Genomic DNA, 20529 nt, shown 5'->3' on the forward strand with positions numbered 1-20529 from the left:
AATTTTCTAGGAGATCCCGTGGACCAACCATCCGTAGCACCCAAGCCCTTTTACAGATCCCTCTACTTCCAGGTCATCACCGCCATCGTGCTCGGGGTGCTGCTGGGGCACTTCTGGCCCGACACGGGCGCATCGATGAAACCGCTGGGCGATGGCTTCATCAAGCTGATCAAGATGATCATCGCGCCGATCATCTTCTGCACGGTGGTGGTGGGCATCGCCGGCATGGAGGACATGAAGAAAGTCGGCAAGACCGGTGGCCTGGCGCTGCTGTACTTCGAGGTCGTGAGCTCCATCGCGCTGGTGGTGGGCCTTGTCATCATCAACATCGTGCGGCCCGGCGCCGGCATGAACGTCGACGTGAGCCAGCTCGACGCCAAGAGCGTCGCGGCCTTCACCGGCCCCGGCAAGATGCAGAGCACCACCGACTTCCTGCTCAACGTGATTCCCAGCACGGTGGTCGATGCCTTCGCCAAGGGCGAGATCCTGCAGGTGCTGCTGATCGCGGTGATGTTCGGCTTTGCGCTGCACAAGTTCGGCGGCCGCGGCACGCTGGTGTTCGATGTGATCGAGAAGGGCTCGCATGTGCTCTTCGTGATCGTGGGCTACATCATGAAGGTCGCGCCCATCGGCGCCTTCGGCGCCATGGCCTTCACCATCGGCAAGTACGGCGTGAGCTCGCTCCTGCAGCTCGGCCAGCTGATGGCCACCTTCTACCTGACCTGCCTGCTGTTCATCTTCGTGGTGCTGGGGGGCATCGCGCGCTTCCACGGGTTCAGCATCTGGAAGTTCATCAAGTACATCAAGGAAGAACTCCTGATCGTGCTGGGCACTTCGTCCAGCGAATCGGTGCTGCCGCGCATGATGGCCAAGCTGGAGAACCTGGGCGCGAAGAAATCGGTGGTCGGGCTGGTGGTGCCCACGGGCTACTCGTTCAACCTGGACGGCACCTCGATCTACCTGACGATGGCCGCGGTGTTCATCGCGCAGGCGACCAACACCGACATGACGCTCACGCAGCAGTTCACGCTGCTGGCCGTGCTGCTGCTCACTTCGAAGGGCGCGGCGGGCGTTACCGGCAGCGGCTTCATCGTGCTGGCGGCGACGCTCTCGGCGGTGGGCCATGTGCCGGTGGCGGGGCTTGCGCTCATCCTCGGCATCGACCGCTTCATGTCGGAAGCGCGTGCGCTGACCAACCTGATCGGCAATGGTGTCGCGACGGTGGTGGTTGCCAAGTGGACCGACGACCTCGATGTGGGGCGCATGAACCGCATCCTGAACCAGGAGACCGGCGCCGAGGCCGACGAGCCCGAGCTGGTGCTCGACGCGACCGAGACGCACATGCCCGCCGGCCCGGCGCGCTGAGCCTTCGACATTCCGCAGCCACAGGCCGCACCCATGAGCACCCCTGATTCGAAGCACCGCATCGTGATCGTCGGCGGCGGCGCGGGCGGGCTGGAGCTGGCCACGCGGCTGGGCGATTCGCGGGGCTTGCGCGGCCGCGCGGAGATCACGCTGATCGACAAGCACCGCACCCATGTGTGGAAGCCCAAGCTGCACGAGATCGCCTCGGGCAGCATGGACATGAGCGCGCACGAGGTCGACTACCTCGCGCAGGCGCACTGGCACGGCTTCCGCTTCCGGCTCGGCGAGCTGACCGGCATCGACCGCGAGCGGCGCCAGGTGAACGTGGCGCCGTACCTGGACGACGAAGGCCGGCTGGTCACGCCCGAGCGGGCCTTCGGCTACGACACGCTGGTGGTTGCCATCGGCAGCTTGAGCAACGACTTCGGCACGCCCGGCGTGCGGGAGCACGCGCTGCGGCTCGAATCGAAGGCCGATGCGCAGCGCTTTCACCAGCGCATGGTCAACGCCTGCATCCGCGCGCATGCGCAGACCACGCCGCTGCGGCCCGAGCAATTGCATGTGGCGATCATCGGCGCGGGCGCGACCGGCGTGGAGCTGGCGGCCGAGCTGCACCGCACCACGCGCGAGGTGGTGGCCTACGGGCTGGACCGCGTCGACGCCGAGAAGGACATCCAGGTCAGCGTGATCGAAGCTGCCGACCGCGTGCTGCCCGCCTTGCCGCAGCGCATGTCCGCAGCCACCGAGGCGCTGCTGCGCAAGCTGGGCGTGGACGTGCACACCTCAGCCAAGGTCGCCGAGGTGCTGCCCGAAGGCGTGCGCCTGGCCGATGGCCGCGTGCTGCCGGCCGAGCTGGTGGTGTGGGCCGCGGGCGTGAAGGCGGCCGACTTCATGAAGGACATTGCGGGGCTGGAGACCAATCGCAGCAACCAGCTCGCGGTGCTGCCCACGCTGCAGACCACGCGCGATGCGGACATCTTCGCCATCGGCGACTGCGCGGCCTGCAACTGGCCCGAGGCCAACGACGGCAAGGGCGGGCTGGTGCCGCCGCGCGCGCAGGCGGCGCACCAGCAGGCCTCGCACGTGGCGGCGCAGATCCGCCGGCGCATGGCGGGCAAGGCGCTCAAGCCCTACCGCTACCGCGACTTCGGCTCGCTGGTGTCGCTCGGCGAGTTCAGCACCGTCGGCAACATGATGGGCGGCCCGGTGGGCGGCAGCCTGATGATCGAAGGCCGCTTCGCGCGGCTCATGTACGTGTCCCTCTACAAGATGCACGAGCTGGCGCTGCACGGCGTTGTGAAGGTTTCGCTCGACACGCTCGCCCGCCTCATCACGCGGCGCACCGAACCCCACGTCAAGCTGCATTGAGCAGGCATGGCAATGACCACACCTTCAAACCCTTTCAACGCGACCTCCCGGTCGCAGGCCTGGCAGCAGCGGCTGTCGCAAAGCCATGTGCAGTCTGGCGCGCCGATGCGCAATGCGCTTCCATCTTTTCCCCTCGCATCAACCTCAAGGAGACTCTCATGTCAGACGATATCGTGATCGTGGCCGCGCAACGCACGGCGGTCGGCAAGTTCGGCGGCGCGCTCGCCGGCACGGCCGCACCGGAACTGGGCGCACATGTGGTGAAGGGGCTGCTCGAGAAGGCCGGCGTGCCGGGCGATGCGGTGTCCGAGGTGATCATGGGCCAGGTGCTCGCGGCCGGCGCGGGACAGAATCCGGCGCGGCAGACGGTCATCAAGGCGGGCCTGCCCGTCGGCGTGCCGGGCCTCACCATCAACAAGGTCTGCGGCTCGGGCCTGAAGGCCGTGATGCTCGCGGCGCAGGCCGTGAAGTGCGGCGATGCCGAGATCGTGGTGGCCGGCGGCCAGGAGAACATGAGCGCCGCGCCGCATGTGCTGCCCAACTCGCGCAACGGCCAGCGCATGGGCGACTGGAAGCTGGTCGACACCATGATCGTGGACGGCCTCTGGGACGTCTACAACCAGTACCACATGGGCACCACGGCAGAGAACGTGGCCAAGAAGTACGGCATCACGCGCGAGATGCAGGATGCGCTCGCGCTCGCCTCGCAGCAGAAGGCCGCGGCCGCGCAGGATGCCGGCCGCTTCAACGACGAGATTCTTCCCTTCAGCATCGCGCAGAAGAAGGGCGACCCCATCGTCTTCTCCGCCGACGAGTTCGTGAACCGCAAGACCAGCGCCGATGCGCTCGCGGGCCTGCGCCCCGCCTTCGACAAGGCCGGCTCGGTGACGGCCGGCAATGCCTCGGGCCTGAACGACGGTGCCGCCGCGGTGCTGGTGATGTCGGCCTCACGTGCCGCCGCGCTCGGCCTCAAGCCACTGGCCGTGATCCGCGCCTATGCGAGCGCGGGCCTCGATCCCTCGCTCATGGGCATGGGCCCGGTGCCGGCCTCGCAGCTTGCCCTCAAGAAGGCCGGCTGGAACGCGCAGGACCTGGACCTCATGGAAATCAACGAAGCCTTCGCGGCACAGGCCTGCGCGGTCAACCAGCAGATGGACTGGGACACCAGCCGCATCAACGTGAACGGCGGCGCCATCGCCATCGGCCACCCGATCGGCGCCTCGGGCTGCCGCGTGCTGGTGACGCTGCTGCACGAGATGCGCCGCCGCGGCGCGAACAAGGGCCTGGCATCGCTGTGCATCGGCGGCGGCATGGGCGTCGCACTGGCCGTCGAACGCGCCTGATTCAATTTTTTTGTCACACAAGAAGGAGCAAGCCAATGAGCAGCAAAGAACAAGTGGTCCTGGTCACCGGCGGCATGGGCGGCCTGGGCGAGACGATCTCCACCAAGATGGTCGATGCGGGCTACAAGCTCGCGGTGACCTATTCGCCGGGCAACAAGTCGCATGCCGAGTGGGTGGCGCAGATGGCCGAGCGCGGCTACCGGATCCTGGCCGTGCCCTGCGACGTGGCCGACTACGACTCGTGCGCGGAGGCGGTGCGCCAGGTGCAGGAAGCGCTGGGCCCGGTCGACGTGCTGGTCAACAACGCCGGCATCACGCGCGACATGACCTTCAAGAAGATGGACCAGATCAACTGGAACGCGGTGCTGCGCACCAACCTCGACAGCCTGTTCAACATGAGCAAGCAGGTGGCCGACGGCATGGTGGAGCGGGGCTGGGGCCGCATCATCAACGTGTCGTCGGTGAACGGATCGAAGGGCGCGTTCGGCCAGACCAACTACTCGGCCGCCAAGGCCGGCGTGCATGGCTTCACCAAGGCACTGGCGCTCGAGGTGGCGAAGAAGGGCGTGACGGTGAACACCATCTCGCCCGGCTACATCGGCACGAAGATGGTCACGGCCATCCCGAAGGAAGTGCTCGACAGCAAGATCCTGCCGCACATCCCGGTCGGCCGCCTCGGCAAGCCCGAGGAAGTGGCGGGCCTGATCATCTACCTGGCTTCGGAAGAAGCCGCCTTCGTGACGGGCGCCAACATCGCCATCAACGGCGGCCAGCACATGCAATGAGCGCACGACCATGATCCTCAAAAACGGCATCGATCAGGTCGCACTGATCAACAAGTTCACCGACGCCACGGCCAAGCAGGGCGAGGCCATTCGCAAGACGGTGCACGAGGCCACGCTCAAGGCGCTGCAGGGCCGCGAGCTCACGCTCGCGAACATCCGGCAGGTGCTGGGCACGGTCACCAAGGCGGCCTCGGCCGGTGCATCGGGCAGCAAGCTGCCCGCGCCCGACGTGGAGGCGCTGCTCACCAAGGCCTTCGCCGGCATGGACGGCGCGCTGGAGCAGGCGGTAGTGGCCAACCAGCGCGCGCTGCAGCAGCTGGTCGACCAGGGCGTGAGCCTGCGCGAGACGCAGCTCAAGAAGGCGCTGGCCGACATCGAGAAGATGGAAGACACGCTGTTCGCCAGCGTGCGCAAGGCCGCACCGATGGACGGCCCGTGGAGCGGCGTCTTCCAGGCAATGCAGGGCAAGAAAACCGACACCGGTGCGCGCGCGAACGTGGCGCTGGAGCAGCTCATGGAAGACACGCACAAGAACCTGCGCGACGGCCGCGCGATGAGCCTGCGCGCCTCGCAGGCGCTGCTCGACAGCTACGCGACGCTCGCGAGCGGGGTGCTCATCGGCATGTCCGAAGCCCTGAAGCAGGGCGGCTCGGCCAAGCGATGACCTCTGCCGGCGGCTGCCTCGCCTGCCGCCGCCGGCCCGGCGAGCCGCGCCATGCCTGAGCGAATGCCGAGCCTGGACGAAATGTTGCAGGACGCCCGCCACCGGGCTGCCACTGATGCGGCCTCTGCGGCCTTGTGCAATAACGGCTCCATGACTTCACGGGAGCCGGTACTGCGCTTCGATCTGCCTTCTCACACCTCCCGGCGCTGGCGCGGCCTGCCGCGCTGGCTCGGCGCCCTGGCGCTGGTGGCCGTGGCCGCTTTCGCCGGCCACCACCTGGCCATGCAGAACGGCCTTGCGCGGCTGCGCGATGCGGCCGACCACCGGCTCGACATGCTCGCGACCGGGCTGGACGCCGACCTGGCCCGCTTCGAATACCTGCCCGCGCTGCTGGAGATGACGCCTGTCGTCCCGGCGCTGCTCGGCACGCCCTCGGACGGGTCGCTGCGCGACACCGTCAACCGCTACCTGGCCGGCGTGAACGCCACCGCGGGCGCCGAGATGCTCTATGTGCTCGATGCGGGCGGCACCTCGCTGGCGGCCTCCGACTGGGACCGGCCCGGCACCACCGTCGGCCAGGACCTGTCGTTCCGCCCCTACGTGATCGACGCGTTCGGGCAGGGCCGCGGCCGCTTCTACGGCGTGGGCATCACCAGCCGCAAGCCCGGCTACTACCTCTCGTACGCGCTGCGCCGCGACCAGCCCACGCGCGGCGTGGTGGCCGTCAAGGTCAACCTCGAGGAGACCGAGCGCGCCTGGCGCAAGCTCCCAGGCGACGTGGCGCTGATCGACCAGCGCGGGGTGGTGATCCTCTCCACCCGCGAAGACATCAAGTTCCGTCCGATGCTGCCGCTCGACGGCCTGCAGCGCGCCGAGGTGCAGCGCTCGCGGCCCTATGGCGAAGCCGCGCTGCAGCCGCTGCAATGGACGCAGAAGGAAGCACTGGCGCGCGATGTGCAGGTCATCGCGCTCGACGGCGTGGACCAGCTCGCCTCCACGCGCAAGCTGCGCGGCGCACCGTGGCAATTGGTGGTGCTCGATGATCTCGCGCCGGTGCGGGTGGGCGCGCGCAACGCGGCCATCACCGCGAGCCTGGCGATGGCGGTGCTGTTGCTGATCGCCGTCACGCTGTGGCAGCGCCGCCGCGCGGTGCGGCAGAAGCTTGCCAACCAGGCCGCGCTGCAGGCCGCGCACGACACGCTCGAATCGACCGTGGTGGCACGCACCGCGCAACTGCGCGCGGCGCAGGGCGAGCTGGTGCATGCCGGCAAGATGGCGGCGCTGGGCCAGATGTCGGCCGGCGTGGTGCATGAGCTGAACCAGCCGCTCACGGCCATGCGCACGCTGTCGGAAAGCGCGGGCATCCTGCTCGACAAGAACCGCTTCGACGACGTGCGCGGCAACCTGCAGCGCATCCGCGGCATGGTCGATCGCCTGGCGCGCCTGACCTCGCAGCTCAAGAACTTCGCGCACAGGAGCGATTTGCCGCTTGCGGCGGTGCCGATGGCGCGCGCCATCGCCGACGCGCAGGTCATCGTGGCCGAAGCCACCCGCAAAAACGCCGTCGCCATCGAGGTCGACGTGCAGCCCGCGGGCCTGAGCGCGATGGCCGAGGAAGCGGCGCTCGGCAGCGTGCTGGTGAACCTGATGCGCAATGCCATCGACGCCATGCAGGACGCGCCGCGGCGCACGCTGCGCATCGAGGCGCGCCCGCACGAGGGCCGCGTGATCCTGCGTGTGAGCGACACCGGGCCGGGCATCCAGCCGGACATCTTGCCGCGCCTCTTCGAGCCTTTCGTCACCAGCAAGCCGGCGGGCTCGGGCCTCGGGCTCGGCCTGGTGATCTCGGCACAATTGGCGCGCGCCATGGACGGCACGCTGCGCGCGGCCAACCTTCCGCAAGGCGGCGCCGCGTTCGTCGTCGACCTGCCCGCCGCCGTGCAGAACATCCTTATTCCCACCCCCACAGGAGTGATCCCCAAGTGAGCCAAGCCCCTGCCATCCGGGTGATGCTGGTCGAGGACGACGAAGACGTCCGCCTCAGCACGACCCAGGTGCTGACCCTGGCCGGTTTCGAGGTCGAAGCCTTCAACAGCGCCGAACGCGCGCGCACCCACATCAGCTTCGGCGTGCCGGCCATCGTGGTCTGCGACGTGCGCCTGCCGGGCCTGAGCGGCACCGAATGGCTGCGCGAACTGCACGCCGCCGATGCCGAGCTGCCGGTGATCCTGGTCACTGGCCACGGCCACATCGCGATGGCGGTGCAGGCCATGCGCGAGGGCGCCTACGACTTCATCGAGAAGCCCTTCAGCTCCGAGCGGCTGGTGGCCATCGTGCGCCACGCCATGGAGCGCCGGCAGCTGTCGCTGCAGGTGCGCGCGCTGCGCGATGCACTGGAGAACTGGAACGGCATCCAGTCGGTGCTGATCGGCCGCTCGGCGCAGATGCAGCTGGTGCGCCGCACGGTGATGACGCTGGCCGAGACCTCGGCCGACGTGCTCATCTACGGTGAGACCGGCACCGGCAAGGAGCTGGTCGCCCGTTGCCTGCACGACCACAGCGAGCGCCGCCGCCAGCATTTCGTGCCGCTCAATTGCGGCGGCCTGCCCGAGGCGCTGGCCGAGAGCGAGCTCTTCGGCCACGAGGCCGGCGCCTTCACCAGCGCCAACCGCGTGCGCGTGGGCAAGTTCGAATACGCCAACGGCGGCACGCTCTTTCTCGACGAGATCGAAAGCATGCCGATGGCGGTGCAGATCAAGCTGCTGCGTGCGCTGCAGGAGCGCAGCATCGAGCGCATCGGCTCCAACAAGGCGATTGCCTTCGACTGCCGCGTGGTGGCCGCGAGCAAGGACGACCTGAAGGAAATGAGCGACCGCCAGAAGTTCAGGGCCGACCTGTACTACCGGCTGGGCGTGGCCTTCATCGAGCTGCCGCCGCTGCGGGAGCGCCGCGAAGACATTCCGCTGCTGTTCGAACATTTCACGCTGCTGGCCGCGAGCCGCTACGAGCGCGCGGCGCCGCTGCTCAGCGGCGCCCAGCTGGCCGACCTGATGGCCTACGCCTGGCCGGGCAATGTGCGCGAGCTGCGCAACGTGGCCGACCGCTTCGTCCTCGGCCTGCTCGGCGAGCGCCTCACGCAGGCGCGCGGCACGGGTGAAGGCCTGCCCGCATTGCCGCGTGCGCTGCCGCAGCAGGTCGAGGCCTTTGAGCGCGCGGTGATCGTCGAGGCACTGCGCAAGCACCAGGGCGACCAGCCGGCCACGGCCACTGCGCTGGCCATTGCGCGGCAGACGCTGCACGACAAGCTGCGCAAGCTGGGTATCGCGGCGGACGAGTTCAAGTAGCAGCCGGCCGCTCAGCGCACCAGCCACCTCATCATTCGCTCGAAGGTCTTGCCATAGGGCGGCTTGAAGAGGCCGACGCCGCTGAACGCCGACTGGTGAAAGATCGGCTTCATCTTGGAGAAGGTCTGGAATCCGTACTCGCCGTGGTAGGCGCCCATGCCGCTCGCGCCGACGCCGCCGAAGGGCAGGTTGTCCTGCGCGATGTGCAGCAGCGTGTCGTTGATCGACACGCCGCCCGCCACCGTCTCGTGCATCACACGGTCGATGGTCGCGCGGTTCTTCTCGAACAGATAGAGCGCGAGCGGGCGCGGATGCGCGTTGACGTAGGCGATGGCGTCTTCGATGGTGCGGTATGCCACCACCGGCAGGATCGGGCCGAAGATCTCCTCCTGCATCACGCGCATGCCGGCTTGCACGCCGGTCAGCAGCACGGGCGGGAAGCGGCGCGTCGCGGCATCGGGCGCCATGTCCGAGAGCGGGATGGCCGATGCGCCCTGCGCCTGCGCCGTCGCGGCGAGCTCCTGCAGCCGCGAGAAATGGCGCGGGCTCACGATGCTGGTGTAGTCGGGGTTGCTCGAAATGTCGGGGTACATGGCTGCGAACACGCGCCGTGCGCTGTCGGCAAAGCGCTGTTGCTGGCCCTCGGGCAGCAGCACATAGTCGGGTGCGATGCAGGTCTGGCCCGCGTTGAGCGTCTTGCCCACGAGGATGCGCTCGACGGCCTTCTCGAAGTTCGCACCGGGTCCGATGATCGCGGGCGACTTGCCGCCCAGCTCCAGCGTGACCGGCGTGAGGTTCTCGCTCGCGGCGCGCATCACATGGTGGCCCACGGCCGTGGAGCCGGTGAACAGCAGGTGGTCGAATGGCAGGCTGGAGAACTCGCGCGCCGCTTCGGCGTCGCCGTTGACGATGGCGATCGCGTCTTCCGCAAAGCTCGCGCGCACGAGGCTGGCGAACAGTTCGGCGAAGCGCGGTGTGAATTCCGACTGCTTCACCATCACGCGGTTGCCCGCGGCCAGCGCCGCCGTCATCGGCCCCACGGCCAGGTTCAGCGGGTAGTTCCACGGCACCACGATGCCGACCACGCCCAGGGGCTGCGGCAGGATCCGCGACGACGCAGGCTTGAACCAGAGGCCGGTGGCGCGGCGCTGCGGGCGCATCCACTTCCTGCCGTGGCGCAGCGCGTGGTCGATGCCCGCGATGGAGGGGAACACCTCGGCCAGCTCGGTTTCCTGGAAGGGCCGGTTGTGGAAGTCCGCGCTGATGGCGGCGGCCATCTCCTTGCGGTTGCTGGTGACCAGGGCGCGCAGGCGCTCGAGGCGGCTGGCGCGCTCGGGCCACGGCGGCGTCTGCGCGCGAAGGCTGGCGGCGCGCATCGCATCGAAGGTCTGTCGCATGTGCTGTGTCATGGTCGATAGGCCTTGTGGATGAGCCCGGCCCGCCTGGCCTGCCGTCAGGCGCTCGCTGCGGGCGGCGGCTCGACCGGCAGCGCGCGCTTGTGCGCGCTCTTGCGGTGCGTCGAAAGAATGATCGCGCGCGCCGCGGCCGACACCGGCTTGCCTTCGAGGAAGTCGTCGATCTGTTCGTAGGTGACGCCGAAGGCGTCTTCGTCGGGCTTGCCCGGCACCAGCGATTCGAGGTCGGCGGTGGGCACCTTGTAGACCAGTTCGTCGGGCGCGCCGAGCAGTGCGGCCACGGCGCGCACGCGGCGCTTGTTGAGGCCGGTGAGCGGCGTGATGTCGGCCGCGCCGTCGCCGAACTTGGTGAAGAAGCCCATCAGCGCCTCGGCCGCATGGTCGGTGCCGATGACGATGCCGTCGTGCGCGCCGGCCACCGCGAACTGCGCCACCATGCGCTGGCGTGCCTTGATGTTGCCCAGCACGAAGTCCTCGTGCGCCGCATCGCGAAACTTCAGGTCGCCGGCCTTCAGCGCGGCCAGCATGCCGTCGGCCGCGGGACGGATGTCGACGGTGATCGTGCGGTCGGGCTTCATCACCGTGAGCGAGCGCTGGGCTTCCGCTTCGTCCTTCTGCACGCCGTAGGGCAGGCGCATCGCGATGAAGGTGGCGTCGCAGCCTTCGGCGCGCAGCTTTTCGACGGCGCGCTGCGCAAGGCATCCGGCGGTCAGCGAATCGACGCCGCCGCTGATGCCGAGCACCAGCGTCTTGAGGCCGGTCTGCTTCAGGTAGCTCGCGAGAAAGTCGGTGCGCCGCTCCAGTTCGGCGGCGGCATCGAACACGGGAGCGACATGCAGCGCCGCGATGATCTCGCGCTGCGCGGCGTCGACGGGGGACAGGTCGTGGTTCATCGAGCGATCCTTCCTTTCAATCTTTCAGTGGAACACCGCGGAACCGGCTTTGCCGGGCCGCTGGTGTTGCCCCCGGTAGGGGGTTGGAGAAGCGACACGAAGTGCGCGAAGCCTGGGGGCGAGTCAGAAATCCACCAGGCTCAGGCCGATGCTGAGCACGGTGCGCTTGCGGTTGTAGTCCACCAGCGTATCGCCATAGCCATGGAACAGCTGCGTGTGGAAGCGCAGGTTGCTCTTGGTCGGGTCGCCAATGGCCTTGAGCCATTCGAGCCGCACCGAGCCGCGGCCGCTGTCGCGCAGGTTGTTGCGCACCGTGAGGCCCAGCGTGTTGTCGCGGTTGAGATTCCAGCGGCCGGTGATCTCGGCGCGGCCGATGTAGTCGGCGATGTCGGGGTTGTCGTCCTTCGCCGCATCTTCCGAGAGGCGCTTCCAGATGCGTCCGGTGATCTGGAACTTGTCGTCGAGTTCGGCGCCGCCCATCAGGTAGACACGGTTCCAGCTGCGCGACAGCGGCAGCGTCTGGCCATTCGACTGGTGCACGATGCCCAGGCCTGCATAGCGCCAGCGCCAGCCGCCGGGCAGCTTGAAGTCGGTCGGGTACACGTACATCAGCTCGGGCTCGTGGTCGGTGGTGCGGAACGGGCGCGAGATCGCACCGTTGAACAGCTGCCACGTCGACTGCTGCGAGTAGGCGAACCACAGCGAGTCTTTCTTGATCGGGTCGTTCTGCGTGAGCATGCCCTGCGCGAGCTTGGTGCGCACCGACAGGCCGATGCGCATCTCGTTGGCCTGGTAGGCGACGGGCTCGCCGGTGTGGTCGGGCGAGGGCGAGGTGGGCACCTGCGGCTTTTGGGTGGCGGCCGAGGCGGCCACGTACAGGGGCCGGTAGCCGCGGAAGCCGAAGGTGCCGCAGTCGGTGGCGTTCTCCAGCTCCCAGAAGCGTGAGAGTGCCGAGTACTGCTGGTCGCGGCAGCCCTCGGTGGTGGCCACCGAGATCACGCGCGTGGCGGGGATCGAGCCGTCCACTGGCGGCGCCTGCGTGCTGGCCAGCACCGGCGGCGCGACGGGCACCGACACCGAGGGCAGCGTCTGCTGCTGCGCCCAGCGGTCGAAGCAGGCCAGGCGCGCATCGTTGTTGTTGCCGAGCGCGGCGCATTGCTGCCAGGTGAGTTGCGAGTCGGCCAGCGGGCTCGCGGGCTTGTCGACGGCTTGTGCATATGCGGCCGTGCTGCCCAGGCAGGCCGCGAACGTCATGGACGTTGCGAAGAGGGCATGTGTGCGAGTGGTCATTGTTTTCCTTCCGTGGCGCCCGTCTTGGTCAGTACGAACGGGTGCGTGCTGTCGTCTGCGGCGTTGCGCCAGGTTCCCCTGAATTCGCGGCCGCAGGAGCGCGGCTGCAAGGTGCCGGCCCAGTTGCCGCTGATGGCGCGGCCGTCCAGCGATTCGTCGATGGAGAGCGCGCCCTCGTCGTCGACGTCGCCCGCGAGCTGCGCCACCGAAGGCTTTGCGCCGCCACCGGCATCGCGTGTGATGGTGCCGCGAACGCCGGCGTAGTCGGGGTGTTTGCCCAGCTGTACGACGGACGCGGCGGGCAAGCCGTCGAAGCGCGCTTCCCAGCGGCCGTAGAGCGACGGCAGCGGCAGGTCGCGCGCATCGGCGGGGCAGTTGGGATCGACCGCGGCGCAGCCCGTGACGGTGACCGCGGCCAGTGCGATCAAAGCAGCGCGCATCGCTTTCATGGCGCCGCCGCGGCGGCCGCCTTCGCGGCCGCGCTGTCCTGTGCCTTGCGCGCGAACTCGGCGCGCAGCGCCTTGAGCTTCTCGCGCGGGTCTTCCTTCGTCGTGGCCTTGTCCAGGCCCATCTCGGCGATGAAGCGGCTCGGCTGGCAGGGCACCATGTCGCGGCCCTGCTTGCGCTTCTTGGTCCAGCTCACGGCCAGGGTGCGCTGCGCGCGAGTGATGCCCACGTACATCAGGCGGCGCTCTTCCTGCAGGCGCTGCGTCGTCTCGTCGCTCACCACCTTCTGGCGGCCGTTGTCGTCGTCCAGCTTGAAAGGCAGCATGCCCTCGGTCACGCCGATGAGCATCACGTGCGGCCACTCCAGGCCCTTGGAGGCGTGCAGCGTGGAGAGCGTGACCACGTTCTGGTCCTGTTCGCGCTCGCTGATGGTCGAGAGCAGCGAGATGGTCTGCGCGACCTCGAGCAGGCTCTTTCGCTCGTTGCCGTCGGTGTTGTCGTTGTCGTTGGCGCCCGAGGCGTCGTCCAGCGAACCGCCGGCGCGCTGCGACATCCAGTCGACGAATTCCAGCACGTTGTTCCAGCGCGTGGCCGCGGCCGCCTCGCTCTCTTCGCCTTCGTAGAGATGGCGCTCGTAGTCGATCTCCTTGAGCCAGTCGAGCATGAAGGTGCGCGAGTCTTCGGCGCCCATGGTGCGGCGCGCGCGGTATTCCAGGTCGTTGATGTAGCGGCCGAACTCGTGCACGCCCTCCAGCGTGCGCTTGGGGATCACGCTGGGCAGCGAGGGGCTGAACAGCGCCGCGAACAGGCTCAGCTTGTACTGGGTCGCGAAGGTGCCCATGCTCGCGAGCGTGGTGTGGCCGATGCCGCGCTTGGGCGTGGTGATGGCGCGCAGGAACGCGGGGTCGTCGTCGTTGTTGACCCAGAGGCGGAACCAGCCGCACAGGTCCTTGATCTCGGCGCGGTCGAAGAAGCTCTGGCCGCCCGAGACCTTGTACGGGATCTGCGCGCGGCGCAGCGCCTGTTCCAGGATCCGTGCCTGGTGGTTGGCGCGGTAGAGGATGGCGAAGTCGCGGAACTCCTTGTGCTGCGCCCCTTGCGTGACCGCATCGCCGGCGCGCAGGCTCACGATGCGCGCCACCGCGCGCTCGGCCTCGTGCAGCTCGGTGTCGGCATCGACGATGCGCACCGGCTCGCCTTCTCCGAGTTCGGAGAACAGCGTCTTGGGAAACAGCTTGGGGTTGGGACCGATCACGTTGTTGGCCGCGCGCAGGATGGCGCTGGTGGAGCGGTAGTTCTGCTCCAGCTTGATGACCTTGAGCGTCGGGTAGTCGACCGGCAGCTTCTTCAGGTTGTCCAGCGTGGCGCCGCGCCAGCCGTAGATCGATTGGTCGTCGTCGCCCACGGCGGTGAAGCGCGCGCGGTCGCCGGCCAGCGCCTTGAGCACCTCGTACTGCGTGGCGTTGGTGTCCTGGTATTCGTCCACCAGGATGTGACCGAGCGCGGCCTGCCACTTGGCGCGCACCTCGGGAAAGTCGTGCAGCAGCTTGAGCGGCATGCCGATGAGGTCGTCGAAATCGACGCTCTGGTAGGCCTGCAGCCGCTCCTCGTAGTGGCGCATGACCTCGGCGGTGATGCGCTCGTTGTCGTCCACCGCGGCGGCTGCGGCCTGCTGGGCATCGAGGCCCATGTTCTTCCACTTGCTGATGGTCCACTGCCAGATGCGGGCGGTGGCGATGTCGGTGGTGCCGCCGGCGTCCTTCAGGATCTTGGTCACGTCGTCGCTGTCCAGGATGCTGAAGGCGGGCTTCAGGCCCAGCACCGCGCCGTCCTCGCGCATCATGCGCACGCCCAGCGCGTGGAAGGTGCAGACCACCACCTTGCGTGCGTCCTTGCCGATGAGGTCTTTCGCGCGTTCGCGCATCTCGGCGGCCGCCTTGTTCGTGAAGGTGATGGCCGCGATGCGCTTGGGCTCCATGCCGGCCTGGATCAGCCGGCCGATCTTGTGCGTGATCACCCGCGTCTTGCCCGAGCCCGCGCCTGCCAGCACCAGGCAGGGACCATGCATGTAATTGACCGCTTCTTGTTGCGCGAGATTGAGACCGTGGGACATGGGGGTTGGGAGAACCGGGGAACGCCGTGGGGAACGGCAGGCGCAAAGCGGGCTATGATACGGGTCCGGACCCCCCGGACGTTGTAGGCGGGACACGCCGGAGCGGGGCCACGACAATCGGGCGGTGCTGCCCGTATTCCTTGTTACCTTCCCTTTCTTCGCGCTGATCGCGGCCGGCTACGGCGCCGCCCGCGCCCGCCTCCTGCCGCTGGAGGCCATTCCCGGCCTCAACACCTTCGTGCTGTATTTCGCGCTGCCCTGCATGCTGCTGCGCTTCGGCGCCGGCACGCCGATCGCGCAACTGCTCGACGGCAGCGTTGCACTGATCTGGGGCGCGAGCGCGCTGGCCGTGGTCGCGGGCGTGGTGCTGCTGACCCGCAACCCGCGCATCGGCTGGAACGACGCGGCCTTCGGCGCGCTGGTGGCGGCCTTTCCGAACACGGGCTTCATGGGCGTGCCGCTGCTGGTGGCGATCCTCGGCACGCAGGCGGCCGGGCCGATGATCATCACGATCGCGTTCGACCTGGTGGTGACTTCATCGCTGTGCATCGCGCTCTCGCGGCTCGATGGCGCCGGGGGCGCGGGGCGGCACGGTGCATCGCAGGCGGCGCGCAAGGCGCTGCGCGGCATCGTCGTGAACCCGATGCCGTGGTCGATCCTGCTGGGCGTGCTGCTGTCGGCCGCGCGCTGGCAACTGCCGGGGCCCATCGATCGCACCGTCGCCATGCTCGCGGACGCGGCCTCGCCGGTGGCGCTCTTCACCATCGGCGCGGTGCTGGCGCGCTCGGCATTGCTGGCGCGCGAGCACCAGGCCAGCGCGGCCGTCGCCCAGGCCATGGGCACGGCCGGCACACCCGCGCCCAAGGCCCCGCTCGCCGATGTGCTGCCGGTGGTGGGGGTGAAGCTGCTGCTGCATCCGTTGCTGGTGTGGGCGTTGGGCGCCGGCGCCATCGCGCTGGGGCTGCCGCTCTCGCATGCGGCGCTGGCGGTGATCGTGCTGGTCGCGGCGCTGCCGAGCGCGAGCAATGTGTCGATGCTGGCCGAGCGCTTCGGCGCCGACAACGGGCGCTTCGCCCGCATCATCCTGTGGACGACGGTGGCGGCCTTCTTCAGTTTTCCGCTGGCGGTGGGGCTGCTGCGCTGAGCTGCCTACGGCGTGAGGACGCCGAGCTTGTACGGATCGGCATCGGACAGGCGCTCGCACTTCGAAAAATCGCGGCCCTGCGTGCCGTCGCAGTAGTAGGCGTTGTAGACGCGCCCGAAAAGCGTGGGGCTCGCGGTGAAAAGCACGCCGTGGTCGGGCTGCCAGTTGTCTTTGGCGTCTTTGGTGTCTTTCGTGGGCTGGACACTGGCCTCCACCGGCTTGGCCGTCGCCGTGTCCGCCATGGCGGCGGTTGCGGGCGTGAAGTCGGCCAGTGTCTTGTGGGCTTCATCGCCGCGCCAGCGCACGGCCAGCTCGGCCGCCGTGGGGCGCGCAGCCACCGGCAGCAGGATGCCGTTGACCTGGAAGCCATAACCGAATCGATGGGTCTTGCCCGCGAGGAACGCATAGGCGCAGGCGGCCAGGCACTGGCCGCGGATCTCGGTGTCGACCCCGCTCGCGCGGATGGCATCGGCAAAGGCGCCCGCCGCATCGGCGGTGCCGCCGGAGAGGTCCTCGAACACCACCGTGCGCACCGTGCCGCTCGCCAGAAGGTCCGTGAAGGTCTTGATCGCGCTGCCGTCGAGCATGCCCGAGACCACCAGTTTGCGGCCCTGCAGCTCGATGTCGGCGGCTGCCGCCGGGGCGCCGATGGCGCAGGCGATGCATGCCAACGAGAAAACCCAACCAGGAAGAGACGACGGTTTCACGGCGACCTTTGCGTGTGAGCGGGCTTGCTTGGAGCGCGAAACCGCAGGGGGCGGTCGCGCGTTGACAGCTTGAACAGCGTCACTGCATCACGTCAACCCTTTTTTCAGATTATTTCTGGGTAATCCAAGGGCAGGCCGTAAGTCGTAGGCATCGATATCTCTTCAGTTGAATGCTTGAGTTTGCAGATGGGCTGCTAAAGTGGTTCCAGGTCAAAGATGTGAATGGGGCGCGCGATGGCAATACTGGTTCGCATCCTGCTGTGGGTGGCCTGGCTTTCCGGCGCGGGCTGGGCCTGGCATGTCGGTGCACTGGGCACCGCGTCTTCGATCGCGCTGGCCGCGCTCAGCCTCGTGGTGTTCGCATGGCCGGGCAGCATTGCCCGGCGCCGGCATCACCGCGAGCTGCGCTATGTCGACATGGGCAAGGAGCCCACCGGCTACCACTGAATACGGAGTCACCGGAATGGCCGGAACAGGCGCGTTTCAGGACGCGGCCGGCTGCTGAAGGCGCTGGAACTCGTGGCGCTTCATCGCGAGGTAGTCGTTCCTGTCGATTTCGTGGAGCTGCTTCGCGTACTGCTCCGTCGCATCGAACCACGCTGCAAGGCGCTGCTCCAGTTGCCCCGCACCGGGCGCGTCGAGGTAGCTGTCGATCGCAAGGTAGTAGCGCATGGTGTTGCGCTCCACCACGCCGCGCACGCCGCCGATGTAGTTGCCTTGCCCCGCCGGCGTGAAGCCGACCTTGTCGCTGCCGAGCGTGGCGAGATAGCCCTTCATCGCGAGCCGCGCGGCGGTGCCGTAGGCATAGGCGTAGCGCAGGTGGATCGCGGTCTTGCCGCCATCGGCCGGCGCCGCTTCGAACACGATGCTGTAGTCGCGCGTGGAGAGCGGGCCGGTGTCCGCGCTCAGCCGCACGTTGAGGTAGTTCGCATCCGCCTTGCCCGGTGTGTAGGCGAAAGCGATGGTCTGCGCATCCGACAGTGGCTGGTCGAACTTGCGGCCGATGGCCACCGCAAGCGTGGTGCCGCCACTCTTCACTGCGCAGTGCTTGGTGTTGAGGTGAAGCATCAGCACCTGGCACCACGCGGCGGGCTCCCGCAGCGCCTCGCTCACGCGGGCGACGGGGTGGTCCACCAGCGCATAGACGTCGCCGCTCAACCGGTCCGCGGCTTCGCTCGATTCGAGTGCGAGCGGCCGGCGAAAGGCGTTGCGCTCGAGTTGCGGCGCGAGCGCCTGCAGCTTTGCGCGCAGCGTGGCCGCCGGGCCGGTGTCGGCGGGCGCGGACTGTTGCTGTGCCAGGGCCAGCGTCGAGGCCGCCACAAGCAGGATGCCCAAACCGATCAGGCGGGTCTTGCGGACGAAGGAGGTGTTCATGCCGCAGCACCTTGGCCCTGGCGGCCTTCGCGCCGTGCAGGACAACCGGCTCAGATGCTGTGCGGATCGACGTCGACCAGCCAGCGGATCACGCCCTTGCCCTCCGGGGTGCGCCGCAGTTCGTGCAGCAGCGGCTGCCAACTTGCGAGCAGGCGTTGCAGCGCGGCACGCGAAGGGCTTTCGATCAGCATCTGCGCGCGCTCCACGTTGGCCACGCGCTGGATCGAGAGCGGCACCGCCGGATAGCGGGTGACTATGTCGGCGCCCGGCAGGGCCTCGGCCGCATCGGCCGCCATGTTCAGGAAAGCCTGCGCCACCGACTGTTCGCGCGCATCGGCGCGCAGCAGCGCCTGGAAGGCGAAGGGCGGCATCGCGGCGGCCTGGCGCTCGTCCAGTTGCTGCTTCGCGAACGTGGCGTAGTCGTGCTTGCGCAGCGCCATGAAGAGCGGATGCTGCGAGTGGAAGGTCTGGATCCACATCTCGGCCGTCGCGCCCTGCGCGGCGAGGTAGGTGGCGTCGCGTCCGGCGCGGCCGGCCGACTGCATCAGCAGGCTGAACAAGCGCTCGGGCGCGCGGAAGTCGCTGGAGAACAGCGCGCCGTCGGGGTTCACCGCCGCCACCAGCGTGATGCGCCGGAAGTCGTGGCCCTTGGCGATCATCTGCGTGCCGACCAGCACATCGACCTCGCCCGCATGCACGGCGGCGAGCTGCGATTCGAGCGCACCCTGTTTCTTGGTGCTGTCCGCGTCGATGCGCGCGATGCGGACCGCGCTGCCGTCGGGCCGCTTCACCGCGGCGAAGAGTTCGGCCAGGTGCTCCTCGAGCCGCTCTGTGCCGCGGCCCACGGGCGCGATGTCGGGGTTGCCGCAGGCCGGGCAGGCGCGCGGCACGCGTTCGGTGAAGCCGCAGTGGTGACAGCGCAGCGTGCGGTCGATCTTGTGGAAGACGCGGTAGGCGCTGCAGTGCGGGCATTCGCTTTTCCAGCCGCAGTCGCCGCAGGCCAGCACCGGCGCGTAGCCGCGGCGGTTCAGGAAGATCATGCTCTGCTCGCCGCGCGCGATGCGCTGGCCGATGGCATCGAGCAGCGCGCCGGAGAGCACGGTTTTCGGCGGCTGCAGGTTCATGTCGACCAGCCGCACCGCGGGTAGCTCGCCTGCGCCGATGCGCGACGGCATTTCGAGCCGCACGTAGCGCCCGCCCGGGTCGTCGCCTTCGGCGGGGCGGCTTTGGTGCCAGCTCTCGAGCGAAGGCGTGGCCGAGCCGAGGATCACCTTCGCGCCTTCGCGCTGGCCGCGCCACACGGCGAGGTCGCGTGCGGAATAACGCGCGCCTTCCTGCTGCTTGTAGCTCGGGTCGTGTTCCTCGTCGACCACGATCAGCTTGAGCCCCGGGATCGACGCGAACACCGCCATGCGCGTGCCCAGCACGATGCGCGCGGCGCCGCTGTGCGCGGCAAGCCAACTGGCGAGCCGCTGCGGATTGGTCATGCCGCTGTGCAGCGACACGACCGCCTCGTCGCCGAAGCGGGCCTTGAAGCGTGCTTCCAATTGCGGCGTGAGGTTGATCTCCGGCACCATCACCAGCGCCTGCGCCTCCGGGTCGCGCGCGAGCAGGTCGGCCACGCAGCGCAGGTAGACCTCGGTCTTGCCGCTGCCTGTGCTGCCGACCAGAAGGAAGGTGCCGCTCTCGGCCTCGATGTGGGCGAGGGCGGCCGTCTGTTCCGGGCTCAGCGCGATCAGGTTGGCGGCTTCGGCCGTCTGGGCGACGGGCCCGGTCGTCGTCTTGCGCTTGAGGCGGCGCGCCAGCTGCGTGGTCGTCAGGTCGCGCAGTTGCGGCGGCAGGGCGGCCAGGGCGATCTCGCCGATCGAGCGCTGGTAATAGCGCGCGGCAAAGGCCACGAGGTCGCGCCAGGCTTCGCCGAGCGGCGTCAGCGCGTCGAGCGCGGCGCCTACGGGCTTGAGCGCCATGTCGGGCTCGGCGCCGTCCAGCGAGGTGGGCGTGTTCCAGACCACGCCGAGCACCTCGCGCCGGCCCAGCGGCACCCGAACCAGCGTGCCCGGAACGAGCGGCACCGCACCCGCGTAGCTCAGCAGGTCGCCCAGCGCGGCATGCGCCGGCGTCTGCACCGCGATATCGAGCCGCCAGGCAGGCTGGGCCGGCGCACTTTCAGGCGGCGGTGCAGCCGGGCCGGCCGTGGTGGGGGCGCCTGCGTCGGGGGCTGGGGCGATGGTGGAGATGGGCGTCCTTCTTGGCAACGATTGTTAATGCGACTTTGAG

General features: G+C 68.6%; 17 protein-coding genes. 9 read left to right on the forward strand and 8 right to left on the reverse strand.

Translation table 11 applies throughout. The features are described 5' to 3' along the window. Positions 1–18: 18 nt before the first annotated feature. The 7 genes from M2282_RS13085 to M2282_RS13115 all read left to right on the forward strand — a co-directional run bounded on the left by M2282_RS13085 (position 19) and on the right by M2282_RS13115 (position 8869). Positions 19–1365 (forward strand): dicarboxylate/amino acid:cation symporter, encoded by a 1347-nt coding sequence (locus M2282_RS13085; protein WP_280809208.1) that lies wholly within the window; start codon positions 19–21, stop codon positions 1363–1365. 33 nt (positions 1366–1398) lie between these two features. Beyond that, positions 1399–2733: an NAD(P)/FAD-dependent oxidoreductase gene (locus M2282_RS13090; protein WP_280809209.1), complete on the forward strand. Its 1335-nt coding sequence runs from the start codon at positions 1399–1401 to the stop codon at positions 2731–2733. Between the two features lie 158 nt (positions 2734–2891). Continuing rightward, positions 2892–4076, forward strand: coding sequence for an acetyl-CoA C-acetyltransferase (locus tag M2282_RS13095; RefSeq protein WP_280809210.1), 1185 nt, complete (start codon positions 2892–2894; stop codon positions 4074–4076). 35 nt (positions 4077–4111) lie between these two features. After that, positions 4112–4861, forward strand: a complete 750-nt coding sequence (gene phbB / locus M2282_RS13100; RefSeq protein ID WP_280809211.1) for an acetoacetyl-CoA reductase — start codon at positions 4112–4114, stop codon at positions 4859–4861. 10 nt (positions 4862–4871) lie between these two features. Continuing rightward, positions 4872–5525, forward strand: coding sequence for a DUF6781 family protein (locus M2282_RS13105; protein WP_280809212.1), 654 nt, complete (start codon positions 4872–4874; stop codon positions 5523–5525). 150 nt (positions 5526–5675) lie between these two features. Continuing rightward, positions 5676–7511, forward strand: coding sequence for a sensor histidine kinase (locus M2282_RS13110; protein ID WP_280809213.1), 1836 nt, complete (start codon positions 5676–5678; stop codon positions 7509–7511). Beyond that, on the forward strand, positions 7508–8869 hold the full coding sequence (locus tag M2282_RS13115) for a sigma-54-dependent transcriptional regulator (RefSeq protein WP_280809214.1): 1362 nt from the start codon (positions 7508–7510) through the stop codon (positions 8867–8869). Before M2282_RS13110 ends, M2282_RS13115 begins: the two co-directional genes overlap by 4 nt. 11 nt (positions 8870–8880) lie before the next feature. On the opposite strand, the gene M2282_RS13120 is transcribed toward M2282_RS13115, so the two are convergent. From M2282_RS13120 to M2282_RS13140, 5 genes are all read right to left on the reverse strand, one after another. After that, complete coding sequence (locus tag M2282_RS13120) at positions 8881–10278, reverse strand: coniferyl aldehyde dehydrogenase (RefSeq protein ID WP_280809215.1); 1398 nt, start codon at positions 10276–10278, stop codon at positions 8881–8883. A 44-nt stretch (positions 10279–10322) separates the two neighbouring features. Beyond that, a complete protein-coding gene (gene nadE, locus M2282_RS13125; protein WP_280809216.1) occupies positions 10323–11177 on the reverse strand; it encodes an ammonia-dependent NAD(+) synthetase in 855 nt (284 codons plus the stop codon). A 123-nt stretch (positions 11178–11300) separates the two neighbouring features. Continuing rightward, on the reverse strand, positions 11301–12467 hold the full coding sequence (locus M2282_RS13130) for a phospholipase A (RefSeq protein ID WP_280809217.1): 1167 nt from the start codon (positions 12465–12467) through the stop codon (positions 11301–11303). After that, entirely contained in the window at positions 12464–12907 is a 444-nt protein-coding gene (locus M2282_RS13135; RefSeq protein WP_280809218.1) for a hypothetical protein, read from the reverse strand. The genes M2282_RS13130 and M2282_RS13135 overlap by 4 nt, the downstream gene beginning before the upstream one ends. Positions 12908–12912: 5 nt before the next feature. Next, on the reverse strand, positions 12913–15027 hold the full coding sequence (locus M2282_RS13140; protein WP_280809219.1) for an ATP-dependent helicase: 2115 nt from the start codon (positions 15025–15027) through the stop codon (positions 12913–12915). 124 nt (positions 15028–15151) lie between these two features. Here M2282_RS13140 and M2282_RS13145 point away from each other — a divergent pair, with 124 nt between their 5' ends. Further along, positions 15152–16171 (forward strand): AEC family transporter, encoded by a 1020-nt coding sequence (locus M2282_RS13145; RefSeq protein WP_280809220.1) that lies wholly within the window; start codon positions 15152–15154, stop codon positions 16169–16171. Between the two features lie 5 nt (positions 16172–16176). Here M2282_RS13145 and M2282_RS13150 read toward each other — a convergent pair whose 3' ends face one another. Continuing rightward, the gene (locus tag M2282_RS13150) at positions 16177–16842 is read right to left on the reverse strand and encodes a hypothetical protein (RefSeq protein WP_280809221.1); all 666 of its coding nucleotides are present in this window, start codon (positions 16840–16842) and stop codon (positions 16177–16179) included. Between the two features lie 270 nt (positions 16843–17112). On the opposite strand from M2282_RS13150, the gene M2282_RS13155 reads away from it, so the two are divergent. Next, entirely contained in the window at positions 17113–17325 is a 213-nt protein-coding gene (locus M2282_RS13155; RefSeq protein ID WP_280809222.1) for a hypothetical protein, read from the forward strand. A 36-nt stretch (positions 17326–17361) separates the two neighbouring features. Here M2282_RS13155 and M2282_RS13160 read toward each other — a convergent pair whose 3' ends face one another. Both M2282_RS13160 and priA read right to left on the reverse strand, forming a co-directional pair. Continuing rightward, entirely contained in the window at positions 17362–18252 is an 891-nt protein-coding gene (locus M2282_RS13160) for a hypothetical protein (RefSeq protein ID WP_280809223.1), read from the reverse strand. A gap of 50 nt (positions 18253–18302) precedes the next feature. Next, on the reverse strand, positions 18303–20378 hold the full coding sequence (priA, locus tag M2282_RS13165; RefSeq protein ID WP_280809604.1) for a replication restart helicase PriA: 2076 nt from the start codon (positions 20376–20378) through the stop codon (positions 18303–18305). Positions 20379–20529 lie beyond the last annotated feature (151 nt).

The sequence above is a fragment of the Variovorax boronicumulans genome, assembly GCF_029892485.1.
GTDB lineage: Bacteria > Pseudomonadota > Gammaproteobacteria > Burkholderiales > Burkholderiaceae_C > Variovorax > Variovorax boronicumulans_B.